The organism is Pseudomonas fluorescens (assembly GCF_001307275.1).
GTDB classification, from domain to species: domain Bacteria; phylum Pseudomonadota; class Gammaproteobacteria; order Pseudomonadales; family Pseudomonadaceae; genus Aquipseudomonas; species Aquipseudomonas fluorescens_AA.
This window is the reverse complement of sequence record NZ_CP012831.1, coordinates 2,449,905-2,467,500: the sequence shown is the minus strand read 5'-3', so window position 1 is coordinate 2,467,500 and position 17,596 is coordinate 2,449,905. Positions and strand designations below refer to the sequence as shown.

The following is a 17,596-nucleotide window of genomic DNA, read 5'->3' as shown; positions in this document are numbered from 1 at the left end:
TCGAGCAGGTACGAAAGTAGGTCTTAGTGATCCGGTGGTTCTGTATGGAAGGGCCATCGCTCAACGGATAAAAGGTACTCCGGGGATAACAGGCTGATACCGCCCAAGAGTTCATATCGACGGCGGTGTTTGGCACCTCGATGTCGGCTCATCACATCCTGGGGCTGAAGCCGGTCCCAAGGGTATGGCTGTTCGCCATTTAAAGTGGTACGCGAGCTGGGTTTAGAACGTCGTGAGACAGTTCGGTCCCTATCTGCCGTGGACGTTTGAGATTTGAGAGGGGCTGCTCCTAGTACGAGAGGACCGGAGTGGACGAACCTCTGGTGTTCCGGTTGTCACGCCAGTGGCATTGCCGGGTAGCTATGTTCGGAAAAGATAACCGCTGAAAGCATCTAAGCGGGAAACTTGCCTCAAGATGAGATCTCACTGGGACCTTGAGTCCCCTGAAGGGCCGTCGAAGACTACGACGTTGATAGGCAGGGTGTGTAAGCGCTGTGAGGCGTTGAGCTAACCTGTACTAATTGCCCGTGAGGCTTGACCATATAACACCCAAGCAATTTGTAAACTCCAAGCCCCAGGGCGAACGAGAACCAGATTGCGGTGTGTGAAGACGAAACGAACCGAAAGTTCGCGACACTCGATTGCAACACACAAACTATCGCATACCCATTCGCTGGAACGTGACCGCAAGGCACGCGCTGGCTACCGAATTTCTTGACGACCATAGAGCATTGGAACCACCTGATCCCATCCCGAACTCAGAAGTGAAACGATGCATCGCCGATGGTAGTGTGGGGTTTCCCCATGTGAGAGTAGGTCATCGTCAAGATTAAATTCCGAAACCCCTATCTGCTGATGCAGGTAGGGGTTTTGTTTTTAGTAGAGATTATCGATTTTACCGACACGTTGTTGTTGAACGGGTCGGACACAGAATTTCTTGACGACCATAGAGCATTGGAACCACCTGATCCCATCCCGAACTCAGCAGTGAAACGATGCATCGCCGATGGTAGTGTGGGGTTTCCCCATGTGAGAGTAGGTCATCGTCAAGATTGAATTCCCAGAACCCCTGTCTGCCTCCGCAGACAGGGGTTTTGTCGTTTTGGGCCAGTAATCGGATCGAGCCTCTGATGCCCCGGCAAACCCCCCATGCCGTTGCTATGCTGTGAGAGTCGGGCTCTGGCGACCAAGAGGGCCCACGACGTCACTGGTCATGGGGATTCCAATAATGAAAAACCCTTATGCTCCCGGCTTTTGGTGCGCCACCGCAGCATTGCTGCTGCTTTCGGCCACTTATTTCTATGGCGTCATGCTCACTCATCAAATCGACAAGGCGCTGCTGTTCCTCGATAGCGCGGCAGCGTTGATTGGCGTGATATCCATCGCAATCGTGGCCTGGGCTTCGCTTCAGGGCCAACGCATCAAGAAAAAACACCTCGAGCAAGGCAAGACCCTGGTGCTGATTTGGGACACCAAGGTCGCGTTGCGCCGCGTAGAAACGGTGTTTGACCGTTATTTCTGGGGCAGTTACTGGCAGCCTGGCCGCACATTCCAGGAGGTCATGGGCGAGCTCACCGGTACCCCGCTGGAAAAAAGCCTGGAAGCCCTGAAAGTCCAGTGTGCGGCATTGGACAAGCAGGTCACCCAGGACGGCTGGCACTGGCTCAACAACGCCCGTGAATTGTGCGACGTGGCTAACGCCATGGCCCGGGAGCGCTATCAACTGGACTTTTGCGATTCGCGCGCAGAGTCATCGGGTGCGGCGGTGATCAATCGCGATTTCGAAGTGCTGGTGTACACCTGGACGGCCCGCCTCAAGACTTTCGACCATCAACTCGATGAGATCGAAGTCCAATATTCGTAGACCACCTCTCAAGAAAACGTTTTTACCCCTATAAACATTGGGCCCGCAGGGGTGCCTGATGGTAATCTCCCCTCCTCTTTGCGGCGTCGAGCCACCCCCTTGACGGGTCAGGGAAGACGACGGCTTTCTTCAACCATGGATATCGATCGGGTCACTCATGAATAAATCAGCAAGCGTACTTCTGGGAATCGTTGTGGCTGTCGGTGCTATCAGCGCGGGTGGCGCCTGGTACACCGGGACCAAACTCGAGGGCGTGTTGAAAAATGCTATTGCCGATAGCAATAAGCAGATGCAGACAGCCTTGTCCGGGTCCAACAGCACAGCCGCCCTGGAGCTGGTTTCCATGGACCGTGGCACATTCAGCAGCACCGCCCACTACCGTCTCAAAGGCGAAGGCGAGATATTCGGCGGCGAGTCGGTCGAGCTGCTCTTCGTCGACCGGATCGAGCACGGCCCACTGCCATTCTCGCGCTTGATTACGCTCAAGTGGCTGCCGGTCATGGCCACCAGTCACACCGCTCTTGAGCGCAATCCGCTGACTGACAAGTGGTTCGCTGCGACCAAGGACCAGTCGCCGCTCAAAGGTGTGGTCAATCTGGGTTACGACGAATCCATCAACGGCACCTATGAGCTGCTGCCGTTGGACACCAAGTTGGATGAGCAGTCCCAGCTCACCTTCTCCGGTCTCAAGATCGACCTGGCCGCCAGCGCCCAAGGCCAGAAGGTCAAGGCCGATGGCTACATGGACAGCTTCAAGTTGACCACCGTTGCCGAAGATCAGACGCCGGTGCAGGTCGAGCTGAATGGCCTTACATTGGCCAGTAACCTGAGCAAAAGCTCATACGGTTACTACATGGGTGACAACACCCTGCTGATGAGCAGCACCAAGGCCACGTTTGGTGAGCCGAAGTCGGTGCTGGGCCTGAAGAACTTCGAAATGAAGAACAGCAGCAGCGAGAACGGCACCAGTGCTTCGGGGCGTGCCGACTACAAGATCGGTGAGTTGTCGTTCAACGACAAGACCATTGGTTCGGCACAAATGGCGGTCAGCCTGAAGAACCTGGACATCCCGGCCACCATGTCGCTGATGCAGATCTACCAGACCAAACTGCAGCCCTACGAAAAAGCGGCCGCCGAAGCCGCTGCAGCCGGTGAGCCGACGCCAGAGTTGAGCCTGACCGAAGCTGAGGAAGCACAGGTCAAGGCCGATCTGGAAAAACTCTTGGCCGGTGCTCCGCAGGTGGCCTTGGAAAATCTGTCGTTCAGTACCGCCAACGGTGAAAGCCGTGCCAGCCTGATCGTTGATCTGACCAAGCCGCAGTCCATGGACCTGCCGCCGGAGGAATTGGGACGTCAGTTGCTCGCCCTGCTGGATTTCAATCTCAAGGTTTCCAAGCCGATGCTGGTCGACCTGATGACCGTGCAGGCACAAATGGAAGGCCAGACGCATGCCAAGCTGATCGCCGATCAAGCCACGGCTACCAGCGATATGTTCAGCGCCATGGCCGTCGGCACTCAATTGGCGACCCTTGAAGGCAACGACGTTGTCACCAAGTTGCACTACGCCAACAACCAGGTCGATTTCAATGGCCAGAAAATGACCGTTGAACAATTCTCGGCATTTGTGATGAGCAAACTGGGCGGCGGCGTCGCCATCCAGTAAGCCCGTTCAAGTCACACCCAAGACCCGGCCCGTGCATGACGCACGGCCGGGTTTTTTTATGCCCACCGATCAGCCCTGGGCCGAAATCTGTATCGATTCTGAAGAATTGTGGCGTTCCTGAAGATGACCCATCTGAGAGTGCAAGACTAGGCCCATTAGAGCTTGGCTGGATTCCTTTGATCCGGCTTCCTGTTTGATGGGCAAGGGGGCACTGCGACCCGGCTGGCCATGTAAGGATGCTGACGAATGCCGCGTACTGTGGGTCCTTTTGTTCAACGTGGTTTGCGCCCGTTGTTTCGCGTCGCGCTGTGCAGCCAACTGTGCTGGCCGATGCTGGCGTTTGCCGATACCGTCTATGACCAAATGGTGCTCGACGCCCGTGCCGGCCATTACACGCCTGCGCTGACTGCGTTGCGCCAGGTACCGGCCGGCCAGGCCAGCGCCGCGCAGATCAGTGACCACCTGCAGATCGCCAGCTGGGCCGGCCTCGATAGCGAGGTGGTGTCGGTTTATGAGACCCAGGGCCGCAATCGAGCGCTGCCCGTCCAGGCGCTGACCGCAACGGCTCGTGCCTACCGCAACCTCAAACGTTGGGATTCGGCGGCGGATCTGTATCGCCAGGCCTTGGTGATCGATCCCCAGAACCCCGACTTGCAACTTGGCCTGGCCTTGACCCAGGCCGATGCAGGCCAGCCCGACGAAGCCGTCACTCGCGCCAAGGCCCTGGTCGCTGCCAAGCCGACAGATCCGGTGCGTCGACTGGCGCTGGGTTATGCCTTGACCCGCGCCAACAGCCCCCACGAAGCGCTGTTCGAATACGACCAGGCCTTCACGCGCGCCGGCAACAGCCCAGAGGTTGCGCGTGAATACATCTACGCCCTGCAACGCGCACGGCTGCCAGAGCCGGCGCTGCGCCTGGCGCGTCTGCAGCCGGGGCTGATCGACCGTGGCGTGCAACGACGCCTGGAGGGTGACGTCGCCGCTGAGCGGGTGCGCCTGGCGGACATGGCCAGTCGCAGCGAACAGGAGCGCTTCGTCATTGCCGACCGCGCCCTGGCCGACTACGACAAGTTGCTCGCCACCTGGACCCCGGTGACCGAGGCCCATGACGACGTACTCCGTTGGCGCATCGATCGCATGGGCGCGCTCAATGCCCGCGCCCGTCGAGCAGAAGTGATTGCCGAATACCAGAAGCTGATCGCCGAGGGCGTGAGCATTCCCACTTATGCCCTGCGCTGGGTGGCCTCTTCCTATCTGGAACAGCGTGAGCCGGAGATCGCCGTCGATCTGTACCGCCGGGTCCTGACCGCGCCGGATGCCGATCCCGCGGAGCGTTTTGAAGACAGCACCGCGCTCTACTATGCGTTGCTGGAAAGTGAAAAGTCCGAAGAGGCCCGTGCACTGGCTGAAGACATGGCGAAAGCCCAGCGTCCGCGCATCGAACTCAAGGGCCTGCCGATCGGCAACCCCAACGATGAATGGATGGACGCCCAGCAACTCGCCGCCCAGGCCGGCACGTACGGCGCCGACTTGCCCTCTGCCGAAGCACGCCTGGAAACCCTGGTCAGCCAGGGCCCCGGCAATACTGGCATGCGCCTGGCCCAGGCCGATCTGTACCAGGCCCGCGACTGGCCGCGCCGTTCGGAAAACCTGCTCAAAGAAGTCGAGGCGACGATTCCGCGCAACCGTGACCTGGAAATCGCCCAGGCCCGCGCCGCCATGGATTTGCAGGAGTGGCGGCAGCTGGATGCACTGACCGACGACGTGGTCGCCCGCTACCCGGAAAACGCCCATGTCAAACGTCTGCAGCGCCAGCGCGAGGTACACGACATGGCCGAGCTGCGCATCGAGGCCTACACCGGCAAGAGCTATGGCGGGGGTAACGGTGACGCCGGTGCAGTCACTGGTAGCCGGGACTTTGGTATCGAAACGCTGCTCTACAGCCCGCCCATCGATGAAGACTGGCGGCTGTTCGGCGGTGCCGGCTACGCCACCGGTGATTTCGAGGAAGGCACTGGCCACCACCGTTGGCAGCGCCTGGGCGTGGAGCGTCGCACCCGGGACATGACCCTGGAGGCCGAGGTCTCCAATCACTCGTACGGCTCCGGTGACAAACAGGGCGCGCGCGTGGCCGTGGCCCGAGACATCGACGACCACTGGCAATACGGCGGCAGCCTGGATTACCTCTCGGCCAATACCCCGCTGCGGGCGCTCAACAGCGGCATCCGCGCCAACGGCGGGAGTGGTTTCGTCCGCTGGCGGGCCAATGAAAGCCGCGAGTGGCGACTGGCGCTGAGCCCGTCCCATTTCAGTGACGGCAACAACCGCCTCGAAACCCAGCTGACCGGCCGCGAGGGCATCTACAGCACCCCGCGCCTGCAAGTGGAGCTGGGTCTGGAAGTCGGCGCCAGCCGCAACAGCGGTTCCAACGAAGTGCCCTATTTCAACCCGAAAGCGGATTTCAGCGTCATGCCGACCGTGAGCGCCAACCACGTGTTGTATCGCCGCTACGAAACCACGTGGAGCCAGCAATTCCAGGTCGGTGCCGGTACCTACAGCCAGCGTGACTACAACACCGGGGCCATGGGATTGCTCGGCTACGGCCAGCGTTTCATCTGGAACGACGTGCTGGAGGCAGGTGCGGCGCTGAGTTGGCTCAACCGCCCCTACGACGGCGATCGCGAAAGCGATTTGCGCCTGCTTGTCGACCTCACCTATCGCTTCTAGAAGAGTTTGAAGATGCCTGTCATTTCGCGATTCATCCTCCTGCTGGGAGTCTTGCTGATCAGCGCTTGTGCCCAGCAAGCCCCGGCGTTCACGCCGCCTTCGCAGCGTCCGCTGGCGGCCAACGACGCCCCGTGGCCGAAGAACCATGTGCTCGGCATCGCCTACCATGATGTCGACGACCGAGACCCGGACCAGGCGCTGGTGGCCGTGCGTACCGAGCGGCTGATCGAGCAACTGGCGTGGCTGCGGGAAAACAACTACCAGCCGGTCACGGTGGACCAGATCATCACGGCCCGCAATGGCGGCCCGGAACTGCCGCCCCGTGCGGTGCTGCTGAGTTTCGACGACGGCTACTCGAGCTTCTATACCCGCGTCATGCCCATCCTGCGTGCCTATAACTGGCCGGCTATCCTGGCTCCGGTCGGCAGTTGGGTCGATACGCCGCTGAACCAGACGGTGGATTTTGCCGGGGTGCCGCGCAAGCGTTCCGAGTTCCTGACCTGGGAGCAGATTCGCGAGGTGTCGAAATCGGGCCTGGTGGAAATCGCCGCACACACCGATGCCAATCACAAAGGCATCCTCGCCAACCCGCAAGGCAACCAGCAACCTGCGGCGACGACCCGGCGCTACGATCCGGCCACCGGTCGCTATGAGACCGAGGCCGATTTCCAGGCTCGCCTGCGCAAGGACGTGGCGGCCATTTCCGAGAAAATCCGCAAGGTCGCCGGTTATAGCCCGCGCGTTTGGGTCTGGCCTTACGGTGAAGCCGACGGTACTGCGTTGCAGGTGATTGGCAGCGAAGGCTATCAAATGGCCCTGACCTTGGAGGACGGCCTCGACAGCCTGGATAACCTGATGAGTGGCCCACGCTTCCTGGTGGCGTCCGATCCGGATGGCGCCCATTTCGCCGAAAGCATCGTCTCGGTGCAGACAATGGACCCGATGCGCGTGGTGCATGTCGATCTGGACTATGTCTACGACCCGGACCCGGTGCAGCAGGAAGCCAACGTCGGCAAGTTGGTCCAGCGCATTTCCGACCTGGGCGCCAATACGGTGTTCCTGCAAGCCTTTGCCGATCCCAAAGGCGATGGTCTGGTGCACTCGTTGTACTTCCCCAACCGTCACCTGCCAGTACGGGCCGACCTGTTCGACCGTGTCGCCTGGCAACTGCGCACTCGGGCCAACGCCAAGGTCTATGCCTGGATGCCAGTGCTCAGTTTTGCCTTGGACGCGAAGTTGCCACGGGTACAGCGCTGGGATCCGGAAACCGGCAAGACCGGCGTCGCCCCGGACCAATACGTGCGCCTGTCGCCGTTCGACCCGAACGTGCGCAAGGTCATCGGCGAGCTCTACGAGGACCTGGCGCGGATGAGTTCGTTGGATGGCGTTCTGTACCATGACGACGCGGTGTTCTCCGATTTCGAGGACGCCAGCCCCGCGGCCCTGAAAGTCTATGCCGCCCACGGTTTGCCGACGTCCATCGCCGCCCTGCGGGACGATCCTGCGGCGATGCAACGCTGGACCCGCTTCAAGAGCCGTTACCTGATCGACTTCACCCATGAGCTGACCGCCAAGGTCCGGGCGATTCGTGGTCCGCAGGTGCTGACGGCGCGCAATATCTTTGCCGAACCGATGCTCAACCCGCAAAGCGAAGCCTGGTTCGCCCAGAACCTCGACGATTTCCTCGGCGCCTATGACTGGACGGCACCGATGGCCATGCCGCTGATGGAAAAGCAGACCCGCGCACAGTCCGGCCCATGGTTGGAACGTCTGGTCCAGACCGTCAAAAGCCGGCCCGGCGCACTCAAGCGCACGGTGTTCGAATTGCAGGCGCGAGATTGGGACAGCCAACCGGTGGCCGACATCGACGGCGAACTCCTGGCCGACTGGATGGGGCGCCTCAAGCGCCAGGGCGTGACCAGCTTCGGCTACTACCCGGACAACTTCATCGAAGACCAGCCCGCCGTGAAAACCGTGCGGCCGGCGCTCTCCAACAAGTGGAATCCTTGACATGCTCGACAGACTGCTCGCCCTGCTGGTGCTGGCGATCGTCCTTGGGGTGCCCCTGGGCCTGATCTTCCTGGTCACCGGGCAATTCCTGATGGACTTCGTGTTCTTTTACCCGCTGTTCATGTCCGGGCTGTGGATTGCCGGTGGCCTGTATTTCTGGCTGCACTGGGAACGCCACTGGCCGTGGAAGGACGACACCTTGCCACCGCCCCTGGCGGGCGAGCCGCTGATCAGCATCCTGATTCCGTGCTTCAACGAAGGCGACAACGTTGCCGACACCATTCACGCGGCGCTGGGCCAGCATTATCCGAACATCGAAGTCATCGCCATCAACGACGGCTCCAAGGACAACACCGCCCAGATGCTCGACCAACTGGCAGCCGAGGACCCGCGCTTGCGCGTCTTGCACCTGGCGGAAAACCAGGGCAAGGCTGTGGCCCTGCGTATGGGGGCCATCGCGGCGCGCAGCGAATACCTGGTGTGCATCGACGGTGACGCGCTGCTGGCGCCGAACACCTGTGCTTACCTGGTGGCGCCGATGCTGGACAACGCCCGCCTCGGCGCGGTGACCGGCAACCCGCGCATCCGTACCCGCTCGACCTTGATAGGCCGGGTCCAGGTCGGCGAGTTTTCCTCGATCATCGGCCTGATCAAGCGGACCCAGCGGGTCTTCGGGCGGATCTTCACCGTGTCCGGCGTGATCGTTGCGTTCCGTCGCACCGCCCTGCACCGGGTCGGCTACTGGAGCCCGGACATGATCACCGAAGACATCGACATAAGTTGGAAGCTGCAACTGGACCACTGGAGCATCTTCTACGAGCCGCGCGCGCTGTGCTGGATCCTCATGCCCGAAACCTTGCGCGGCCTGTGGCGGCAACGCCTGCGCTGGGCCCAGGGGGGCGCCGAGGTGCTGTTCAAGAACATCCGTGGCATCTGGCAATACCGCCATCGCTACCTGTGGCCGCTGCTGTTCGAATACTGCCTGTCCACCGGCTGGGCGTTTACCTTCCTGCTGTCGGTGATCTTCTGGGGCGCCGGCAAATTCGTCGAAATGCCAGCGGCCATCGCCGTGGATCACCTGATGCCGCCAGCCTTCACCGGCCTGTTGCTGGCCGTGGTGTGCCTGCTGCAGTTCGCGGTGAGCATCCTGATCGATCGGCGCTACGAAAAAGGCCTGTGGCACATCATGTTCTGGGTGGTCTGGTACCCGTTGGTGTTCTGGCTGATCAGCCTCTTCACCACCCTGGTGAGCTTTCCCAAAGTGCTGTTCGGGCAGCATCAGAAGCGTGCGCGCTGGATCAGTCCGGATCGCGGTATCAAACCGTTCGATGATCAGGAAGAGGAAGTGATCCGATGAAAATTGTCAGGACCCGGCAACGACCTTTTCTGGTGGTCATCGATGCGCTTTTCACCGTGCTGGCGTGGGTGGGGCTGTTGTATTTGCTGGTCAACGGACTGTGGCCGCTGCTCGACAGCCAAGCCGGCCCGCGCCTGGGAGGGTCGCTGTTCGACACACTGGGGACTTTGCAGGTCTATGGGTGGATCGCGTTGGTCAACGCGGTGCTGCTGATTACCTGGGCGCGTTATCAACAGCGCAAAAGCCGCAGCTTCGCCCAGCGCCGACTGCCGGCGCCAGTGGTGGATGACCAGGGCTTGAGCGCCAGTTTCAAGTTGACCGGCGAGCGCCTGGACACGCTGCGCCAGCCCGGCTCGAAGATCATCCACAACAACCAGGACGGTGACATCAGCCATGTCGTGCCGCATTTCCACTTGCTCAGCCCGGATTTGCAGCCACCGCCCCTGGCGCCATTGGAGCGACCACGGGTTATCCACTTGCCGGCCGATCAGTCTGTACATTGATGCAAGCTGACCCGCCGCCATCGCGAGCCAGCTCGCTCCCACAGAGGGATTGGGGTTGTGGCGGATATTTCGGTCAACACAAGACAAAACTGTGGGAGCGAGCTTGCTCGCGATGGCGTCGCGTAAGCCACATTGACGTGACTGATCCACCGCTATCGCGAGCAAGCTCGCTCCCACATGGATTTGGGGTGTGGGGCAGATCTACGACGAGAAATCCCGAACCAGCCGCCATGCCTCGTCCACCGGCAACGGTTGCTTCATGCGCTGGGCCAGCGCTGCCATGGCCCGGCCTTCATCGCAGGCCACGGCGGCGGCGACGAGGCCGTCCTTGCCCAGCAGGGCGATAAAGGGCGGATGCTCGGGCGTGCCCTTGAATTCCACCTCGTCCCAATGTTCAGCGTGCCCGAGGTAGTCGTAGCGTTTGCCAAAGTGATAGGTCCAGAAAAACGGCACGTCCAGATAGCGCTCGTCGCCGCCGAGCATGTTCGCGGCGGCGATGCGCGCCTGTTGCTGGGCCAGGCGCCAATGCTCGATGCGCACAGGCGTGCCGTGCAGGGGAAATGTCGCGATATCACCCACGGCCCATAAGCCATCAGCCACACGCATGCCAGCGTCAACGGACAGCGACTGGTCCTGTTCCCGTGGCAACTGGGCAAACGGCTCGGTGGCCGGGTGCACGCCGATGCCGACGATCACCAGGTCCGCAGCCAAACGCTGGCCGTTATCCAGCACCACGGCTTCGACCTTGTGCGTTCCCTCGATCCGTGCCGCTTCGCCGTCGCTCTGGTACACCACGCCGTTGGCCCGGTGCCGGGCCAGGATGGCCTGGCCGACGCTCTCGCTCAATTGCGCGGCGAATGGCACCGGGTGTCGGGCCAAGACGGTGACGCTCAGCTCGCGCTTGCGCAGGGACGAGGCCACCTCCATGGCGATGAAACTGTCGCCAATGATCACCGCCCGCTGCCCTGGTCGCACAGTGTCGAGAATCTGCCGGGCATGGGCGATCGAACGCAGCACGAAGACTTGCGGCAAATCGATGCCGGGCAGCGCTGGCGTCTTCGGCTCCCCGCCGGTGGCAATGAGCGCGGCGTCATAGTCCAGGCGCCGGCCATCGGCGAGCTGGATTTGCCGGGCACCGGGGTCCAAATGGGTGACCTCGCCGTGGAGCCTTTCGATGCGTTGCTGGGTGAAATAAGTTTCATCGCGCAGCGGTGCCGTCTCGTTGACCGGCATGTCGCCGGCCAATACATATTTGCTCAGCACCGTACGGTCGTAGCCGGCTTCGGCTTCGCGGTCGATCAACAGGATCCGGCCGCCAAACCCCTTCTCCCGCAACGCCGCCGCGCAAGCCGTGCCCGCCGCTCCGGCGCCGATGATGACAAAGGTGCGCGCGTCATCGGCCGGCGGAATTTTATCGGCCGGCAGCGGTTGGTCATCGACCCAGACGTCATCGCCGCGCACTTCGACGTGATAGCGCGCCAGGCTGTCGAGGGCTGGCGGCTCGCACAGGGCGCCGTCCTCAGCCCGGAACGCCGCCTTGTGCCACGGGCAAATCAGCCGTCCATGACACACCGCGCCCTTGGCCAGTGGGGCACCGGCATGGGGGCACTTACCCTGAAATGCGCGTACCTGATCGCCTGAACGCAGCAACAGGATGGACGTGTCGTGGATTTTGACTTCGAGGCCGCGGTCTTCGCGAACATCGGCGAAACGGGCGACTTGATGCAGAGACATGAGCGTTCTCCGGCAGGCGTTTCCCTTTGGAGTCGAGGGCCGGAACGAGGTTCAGCATAATTGTCACTGCACCCTTGGCGAAGCTGCGGCTATAGTTCGCAAGCCGTCCATGGCCAGACACGCACAAGGTGCCCCGGTATGACTCGATTGAACATTCTCACCCCTTGGCTGGCGGCCGTCGCCCTGGTGCTGTGCGCACAAGGGGCAGCCCAGGCGGAGGAGCGTTTTACCCTCAGTATCCCCGGCGTGTCGGACGACCGCCTCTTCACCGCGGCGGCGGCCAGTGACGCCAACACCTGTGGTGGCAAGAACATTTCCCCGGCCTTGAGCTGGAACGCCGGCCCACCGGGCACCCTCAGCTACGCCATCGTCATGTTGGACCCGGACGGCCAGAGGGGCCAGGGTGTCGACCACTGGATCCACTACGGCATCAAGGCCACCACCCGGCAGATTCCAGCGGGCGCCGGAACCAAGTCCTCGTTGGAAGGCATGAGCGGCATCAACAGCAAGAACACCCACGGCTACATCGGCCCTTGCCCGCCCATCGGCGACAGCGCTCACCATTACCTGATCCAGCTCTTCGCCCTGGACCTGCCGCCGGAAGCCTTCCCCGCCGGCCTCACCCGGGCCCAACTGATGGAAAAAATCAAAGGTCACGTCCTGCGCAACAGCAGCGTGGTGCGCCGCTACCACCGCTGACCCGAACAGCGCAAACCTCTGGGGTGAGGGGATTTATCCCCGCGGGGCTGCAAAGCAGCCCCCGCCACAATGGCGCCGTCCAGACACAAAATTGGCGTCACGCGCCAAAAGCGAGCACTATCGAGCCCCTGTTCACTCATGCCGGAGGATGGCGATGACGCAGAAACCCGACGGCATCGCCCGCCTCCTGAACTGCCCCACCAAGGGCGACGAAATACGCCGGGCCATTGCCCAGAGCCGTAAGGATTTCCTGCCTGCCGACGAGGCCGAAGACGCCGAGCCAGGCCAGCCACCGGTTCAACCGGTGGACACTGATCGCGACGACTGAGCCGTCGCCCTCTTTCAACTTATCGTTCAAATCCGCCTATGACTGCCACCCCTGTTCCACCCGGTGACCGATTCAGCCGATCCGATTACAAGACCCTGGGCCTGGCCGCCTTGGGCGGCGCGCTGGAGATCTACGATTTCATCATCTTCGTGTTCTTCGCCCTGACCCTCAGCCAGTTGTTCTTCCCGCCGGAAATGCCCGATTGGCTGCGCTTGCTGCAAAGCTTCGGGATTTTTGCCACCGGCTACCTGGCTCGCCCCTTGGGCGGCATTCTCATGGCGCACTTTGCCGATCGCCTGGGGCGCAAGCGAGTGTTCAGCCTGAGCATCCTGATGATGGCCTTGCCATGCCTGCTCATCGGGGTGATGCCCACCTACGCACAAATCGGCTATTTCGCCCCGTTGTTGCTGCTGGCGCTGCGTATCCTGCAGGGCGCGGCCGTGGGCGGCGAAGTGCCAAGCGCCTGGGTATTCGTGGCTGAACACGCGCCGCTGCATCATCGCGGCTATGCCCTGGGTTTCCTCCAGGCCGGCCTGACCTTCGGCTACCTGTTGGGCGCCCTGACCGCTACGGCGCTGGCGCGGATCTACACGCCGGCGGAGATTCTCGATTACGCCTGGCGCCTGCCGTTCCTGCTGGGGGGCGTCTTCGGTGTGATCGGCGTCTGGCTGCGCCGCTGGCTGAGCGAAACGCCGATCTTCATGGCCCTGCAAGCCGATCGCGAAGGCGCTGCGGAATTGCCGTTGCGCACGGTCCTGCGCGACCACCGCCAGGCCTTGCTGCCCGCCGCCATCCTGACCTGCGTGCTGACCTCTGCCGTGGTGGTGTTCGTGGTCATCACCCCGACCGTGATGCAGAAAAGCTTCGGCATGACGCCCAGCCACACCTTCGCCCTGAGCAGCCTGGGTATCGTCTTCCTGAACATCGGCTGCGTCCTGGCCGGTCTCATCGTCGACCGCATCGGCGCCTGGCGCACCGTCATGCTCTACAGCCTGCTGCTGCCCCTGGGCATTGTCGTGCTCTACGCCAGCCTGATCAGCGGCAGCGCCTGGCTGGGCCTGGCCTACGCCGTGGCCGGCCTGGGTTGCGGTGTGGTCGGCGCGGTGCCGTCGGTGATGGTCAGCCTGTTCCCGCCGAAGATCCGCGTGTCGGGCATCTCGCTCACCTACAACATCGCCTATGCGCTATGGGCCAGCATGACACCGTTGATGCTGATCGCCCTGGTGCCGTGGAGCCCGTGGGTGTGCGTGGGGTATTGCGTGGTGATGGGCGCGGTGGGCGTGGCTGCGGCGGCGTATTTCCCGGGACGGCATGGCAAGGCTGCGCAGCCGTCATTGGCCTGTGAGTCCTGATCCGGCTGTTCAAAGACGCTCGCGCAAAAAATCCACAAAGGCTCGGGTTCGTGCCGAGCGGCGTCGGTCGAGACTGAACACGGCGCTGATGGGCAGCGCCAGCGGTTGGTAATCGGCAAGCAGGGGGCAGACGGTTCCCTGGCGGACATCGGCTGCGAACAACCACTGCGGTGAAAGCGAAACGCCCAGGCCCGACAGCACCATTTCCCGGATCGCCTCGCTGCTGTTGCAGGTGACGTTGCCCTTGATCGTTACGCTGTGCTGTCGGCCATCCTGCTCGAATCGCCAGACGTCGTAATGCTCCAGCAGCGTGAACGCCAAACAGTTATGGCGGGCCAGGTCGGCCGGTTCGAGGGGCGTGCCGTGCTGTTGCAGATAAGCAGGAGATGCGTACACCCGGCGCGGGCTATCACCGAGGGAAATCGCCACCAGCCCTTCGTTTTTCACCACGCCGATGCGAATGGCAAGGTCGATGTTTTCCTTCAACACGTCTTCGTTCTGGTCGCTCAGCCTCAAGTCGATACGAAGCTGTGGGTGACGCGCCAGGAACTCGCCCACCAGGGGCGCAATACACAACCGGCCGAAACTGACGGGCGCCGCCACCCGCAGAAGGCCGGCGATCTGTTCCTGGCCACTGGCGAAACTGAGCCGCGCGGCGTCCACGCTGGCGAGTATGTCCTTGCTCTCGGTGTAGAAGCGCTGTCCCTGATCGGTCAGCGCCAGATGGCGAGTGCTGCGGGCGAACAGCGCCCCGCCCAGATGTTGCTCCAATGCACGGATCTGTTTGCTCACCGCCGGTTGGCCCAGGTTCAGCTCCCTGGCGACCGCCGAGAACGAGCCGCGCTCCACTACGCGCACGAACACCTGCATTGCATCGAGCAGATCCATCAGGATTTGGCCTCTGTCTGGAATAAATCCTATCCATTGTTGCTCACTTATCGGAATGCGTCTTCGCTCACATGATGAACCTGCCCACTTATTGGAGGTTTACCGTCATGAACAACACCATGTTCGCCGCCGTTGCCGAAACCGCTCAGGCGCCGCTGATTGTCCGTTCCATCGCCCGGCCCGTTCCCGGCAAAGGCCAAGTATTGATCAAGGTGCATGCCGCCGGAATCAACCCGCTGGATACCAAGATCGCGGCGGGAGGCGGTGCCCATGCACGCCAGCCGTTGCCCGCCGTATTGGGGATCGACCTGGCCGGGACGGTGGTTGAGCGGGGCGAAGGCGTGGATGACTTCGCACCTGGCGACGAGGTATTCGGCATGGCCGGCGGAATCGGCGGAGCGCAAGGCTCGCTGGCCGAGTACATCGCGGTCGATGCCCGCCTGATTGCGCCCAAACCCCGTTCATTGAGCATGCGCGAAGCGGCCGCCTTGCCGCTGGCATTCATCACGGCCTGGGAAGGATTGGTAGACCGCGCCAACGTCCGGGCCGGGCAACAGGTGCTGATTCATGGCGGCGCGGGCGGCGTCGGCCAAATGGCCGTGCAAATCGCCAAGGCCCGGGGCGCCGAGGTCTACGCCACGGGTTCGGCCGGCAGCCTGGATTTCATCCGCGAACTGGGCGCCTCAGCCATCGACTATCGGACCCAGGACACTGACAGCTACGTGCGCCTGTACACCGATGGCGAAGGCTTCGACATCGTCTACGACACCGTTGGTGGCTCGACCCTGGATGCTTCATTCAACGCGGTAAAAACCTACACCGGCCATGTGCTCAGCTGCCTCGGTTGGGGCCAGCACAGCCTCGCGCCGTTGTCGTTCCGGGGAGCGAGCTATTCCGGAGTGTTTACGTTGCTGCCGCTGCTGACCGGAAAGGGACGCGAGCACCATGGCCAGATTTTGCGCGAGGCAGCCGTATTGGTTGAGGCCGGAGTGTTGCGGATCAAGGTGGATCAAACCCGGTTTGGCCTGGGGGAGGTCAATGAGGCCTTTGCGCAGGTAGCCGAGGGGCGTGGGAAAGGAAAAACCGTGGTGGAAATCGGGGCTGGTGAGGCGAGTCGCAATACTGTCCAAGGTTGAAATGATCTGTGGCGAGGGGCTTGCTCCCGCTTGAGTGCGAAGCACCCATGCAAGGGCCGCTTCGCAGCCCGGCGGGAGCCGGCTCCCTCGCCACTGTGACGCCAACGGGTGGTGTTACAGCAACCGCCGCTGCACCGCCTCTTCCAACGTACTACGTGTCAGCGCCTGCACCACGTCGCGGGTGTCCTGCTGGAACGGAATGCCAAAGATCAGTACCAAGTGCATCCAGGTGCGCACCGATTCACTCTTCTGCACGCGCCCCAGTTCCTTGCCGTCCTTGTCCTTGAACACCGTTTCGAGGGTGAAGGTGTTTTCGGCCGTGGACGGGATCACGAAGAAGGTCGCGCCGGTGATGATGGCCGAGGCCATGCTGAACTGCTCGTTGTTGCTCAAGGTGGCTTCGGCGTAGATGTCCGACTCGACCTTGTCGGTGCTGACCCGCGCGAAGCGTCCGGAGTCGCGGAACGTCTCGGCCACGGAGGTTTCCCACGCGGTGGCCTGGGCGCCCGAGGCGGCAACGGCCGGGCCGCTGTTGACCTGGTTTTGCGCGGTGGTGCGCACGAAGGCGCTGGGTTTGGCCGCTGGCGTGGCGGCGGCTGGCGGCCAGGTCTTCACGTCGGGCAATTCGTGTTGCGAGTAGGACACGCAACCGGTCAGCAGGACGGCGGCCAGTACCAGGCTGTGTTTGATGAAACCCATCATGTGTTGCTCCTTATTGTTTGGCCAGGCGCGCGGTGGCGGTGTCCAGCAGTTGTGCGACCAACTGATTCAGCTGTTGGGCGCCCATGGTCGGCGCCCAGTATTCGCGGCCGTACAAACCAACGTTGCGCTCGAGCTTGACCTCTTCCTTGGCCGCTGCCAGTTCCTTGCCGTCGCGGTCGACGATCTTCAGGTTGCCGGCGACATCGAAACTGTCGACGTAGATCGGGCCGTTCACCCAGATCCAGATCGTCAGGGTCAGCAACGCGCCGGGGAAGTAGCCTGGGTGCGGGGCGCGATGGCCCTTGAGGGAGGTCATGTCGAACTTGAGCAGTACGTCATTCTCGCCCAGGCGCGTCGGGTATTCGGTGACCTGCTTGAAGTAGCCGCCGGTCTGTACGTACTGATTGAGCTGGGCCGTGAGCGAGCGGCTGATGGCCGTGCGGGTCGCATCGTTGACATCGGGTGCAGTCACGGCGACATCGGCGATTTGTGCGATACGCGGGCTGCTCACGGGAGCAGGGTGCTGCGGGGCGCCCACCGGGCCGGTGACGGTGTAGGACACGCAGCCGGTCATCGATAGGGTGGCGACCAGGGCGCTGGCCTTGAGGAGCGTTTTGAACACGGAATGTCCTT

Annotated in this window: 14 protein-coding genes and 3 rRNA genes (1 of these 17 running past the window's edge); 13 read left to right on the top strand and 4 right to left on the bottom strand. The window is 62.2% G+C overall.

Annotated features, from left to right (window positions below):
* The 9 genes from AO356_RS10840 to pgaD form a co-directional block, all read left to right on the top strand.
* A 23S ribosomal RNA gene (locus tag AO356_RS10840) occupies nt 1–542 on the top strand (it extends 2,350 nt beyond the left edge of the window).
* Between the two features lie 171 nt (nt 543–713).
* A 5S ribosomal RNA gene (gene rrf, locus AO356_RS10835) occupies nt 714–829 on the top strand.
* Nucleotides 830–936: 107 nt separating this feature from the next.
* Nucleotides 937–1,052: ribosomal RNA gene (rrf, locus tag AO356_RS10830) — 5S ribosomal RNA — on the top strand.
* A gap of 176 nt (nt 1,053–1,228) precedes the next feature.
* Nucleotides 1,229–1,864: a hypothetical protein gene (locus AO356_RS10825; RefSeq protein ID WP_060739785.1), complete on the top strand. Its 636-nt coding sequence runs from the start codon at nt 1,229–1,231 to the stop codon at nt 1,862–1,864.
* Nucleotides 1,865–2,021: 157 nt separating this feature from the next.
* A complete protein-coding gene (locus tag AO356_RS10820) occupies nt 2,022–3,527 on the top strand; it encodes a YdgA family protein (protein ID WP_060739784.1) in 1,506 nt (501 codons plus the stop codon).
* Between the two features lie 246 nt (nt 3,528–3,773).
* Nucleotides 3,774–6,254 (top strand): poly-beta-1,6 N-acetyl-D-glucosamine export porin PgaA, encoded by a 2,481-nt coding sequence (gene pgaA, locus AO356_RS10815; RefSeq protein ID WP_060739783.1) that lies wholly within the window; start codon nt 3,774–3,776, stop codon nt 6,252–6,254.
* Nucleotides 6,255–6,266: 12 nt separating this feature from the next.
* The gene (pgaB, locus tag AO356_RS10810; RefSeq protein ID WP_060739782.1) at nt 6,267–8,264 is read left to right on the top strand and encodes a poly-beta-1,6-N-acetyl-D-glucosamine N-deacetylase PgaB; all 1,998 of its coding nucleotides are present in this window, start codon (nt 6,267–6,269) and stop codon (nt 8,262–8,264) included.
* Between the two features lies 1 nt (nt 8,265).
* The gene (gene pgaC / locus AO356_RS10805) at nt 8,266–9,621 is read left to right on the top strand and encodes a poly-beta-1,6-N-acetyl-D-glucosamine synthase (RefSeq protein ID WP_060739781.1); all 1,356 of its coding nucleotides are present in this window, start codon (nt 8,266–8,268) and stop codon (nt 9,619–9,621) included.
* Entirely contained in the window at nt 9,618–10,124 is a 507-nt protein-coding gene (gene pgaD, locus AO356_RS10800) for a poly-beta-1,6-N-acetyl-D-glucosamine biosynthesis protein PgaD (protein ID WP_060739780.1), read from the top strand. The genes pgaC and pgaD overlap by 4 nt, the downstream gene beginning before the upstream one ends.
* Nucleotides 10,125–10,325: 201 nt before the next feature.
* Here the strand turns inward: pgaD and AO356_RS10795 are convergent, their stop codons facing one another.
* The gene (locus tag AO356_RS10795) at nt 10,326–11,858 is read right to left on the bottom strand and encodes an apoptosis inducing factor family protein (protein WP_060739779.1); all 1,533 of its coding nucleotides are present in this window, start codon (nt 11,856–11,858) and stop codon (nt 10,326–10,328) included.
* A gap of 138 nt (nt 11,859–11,996) precedes the next feature.
* Between AO356_RS10795 and AO356_RS10790 the strand changes: the two genes are divergently transcribed.
* The 3 genes from AO356_RS10790 to AO356_RS10785 all read left to right on the top strand — a co-directional run bounded on the left by AO356_RS10790 (nt 11,997) and on the right by AO356_RS10785 (nt 14,237).
* Entirely contained in the window at nt 11,997–12,557 is a 561-nt protein-coding gene (locus tag AO356_RS10790; protein ID WP_060739778.1) for a YbhB/YbcL family Raf kinase inhibitor-like protein, read from the top strand.
* A 154-nt stretch (nt 12,558–12,711) separates the two neighbouring features.
* Nucleotides 12,712–12,885, top strand: a complete 174-nt coding sequence (locus AO356_RS32815; protein WP_163006770.1) for a hypothetical protein — start codon at nt 12,712–12,714, stop codon at nt 12,883–12,885.
* A 38-nt stretch (nt 12,886–12,923) separates the two neighbouring features.
* A complete protein-coding gene (locus AO356_RS10785; RefSeq protein ID WP_060739777.1) occupies nt 12,924–14,237 on the top strand; it encodes an MFS transporter in 1,314 nt (437 codons plus the stop codon).
* Between the two features lie 9 nt (nt 14,238–14,246).
* On the opposite strand, the gene AO356_RS10780 is transcribed toward AO356_RS10785, so the two are convergent.
* Nucleotides 14,247–15,125 carry a LysR family transcriptional regulator gene (locus tag AO356_RS10780; RefSeq protein WP_060739776.1) on the bottom strand — a complete coding sequence of 293 codons (879 nt, stop codon included), beginning with the start codon at nt 15,123–15,125 and terminating at the stop codon, nt 14,247–14,249.
* Nucleotides 15,126–15,232: 107 nt separating this feature from the next.
* Between AO356_RS10780 and AO356_RS10775 the strand changes: the two genes are divergently transcribed.
* Nucleotides 15,233–16,261, top strand: a complete 1,029-nt coding sequence (locus tag AO356_RS10775) for a zinc-dependent alcohol dehydrogenase family protein (protein ID WP_060739775.1) — start codon at nt 15,233–15,235, stop codon at nt 16,259–16,261.
* A gap of 114 nt (nt 16,262–16,375) precedes the next feature.
* Here the strand turns inward: AO356_RS10775 and AO356_RS10770 are convergent, their stop codons facing one another.
* Together AO356_RS10770 and AO356_RS10765 are read right to left on the bottom strand one after the other, a co-directional pair.
* The gene (locus AO356_RS10770) at nt 16,376–16,963 is read right to left on the bottom strand and encodes a hypothetical protein (protein WP_060739774.1); all 588 of its coding nucleotides are present in this window, start codon (nt 16,961–16,963) and stop codon (nt 16,376–16,378) included.
* A gap of 10 nt (nt 16,964–16,973) precedes the next feature.
* The gene (locus AO356_RS10765) at nt 16,974–17,585 is read right to left on the bottom strand and encodes a hypothetical protein (RefSeq protein WP_060739773.1); all 612 of its coding nucleotides are present in this window, start codon (nt 17,583–17,585) and stop codon (nt 16,974–16,976) included.
* Nucleotides 17,586–17,596: the final 11 nt, after the last annotated feature.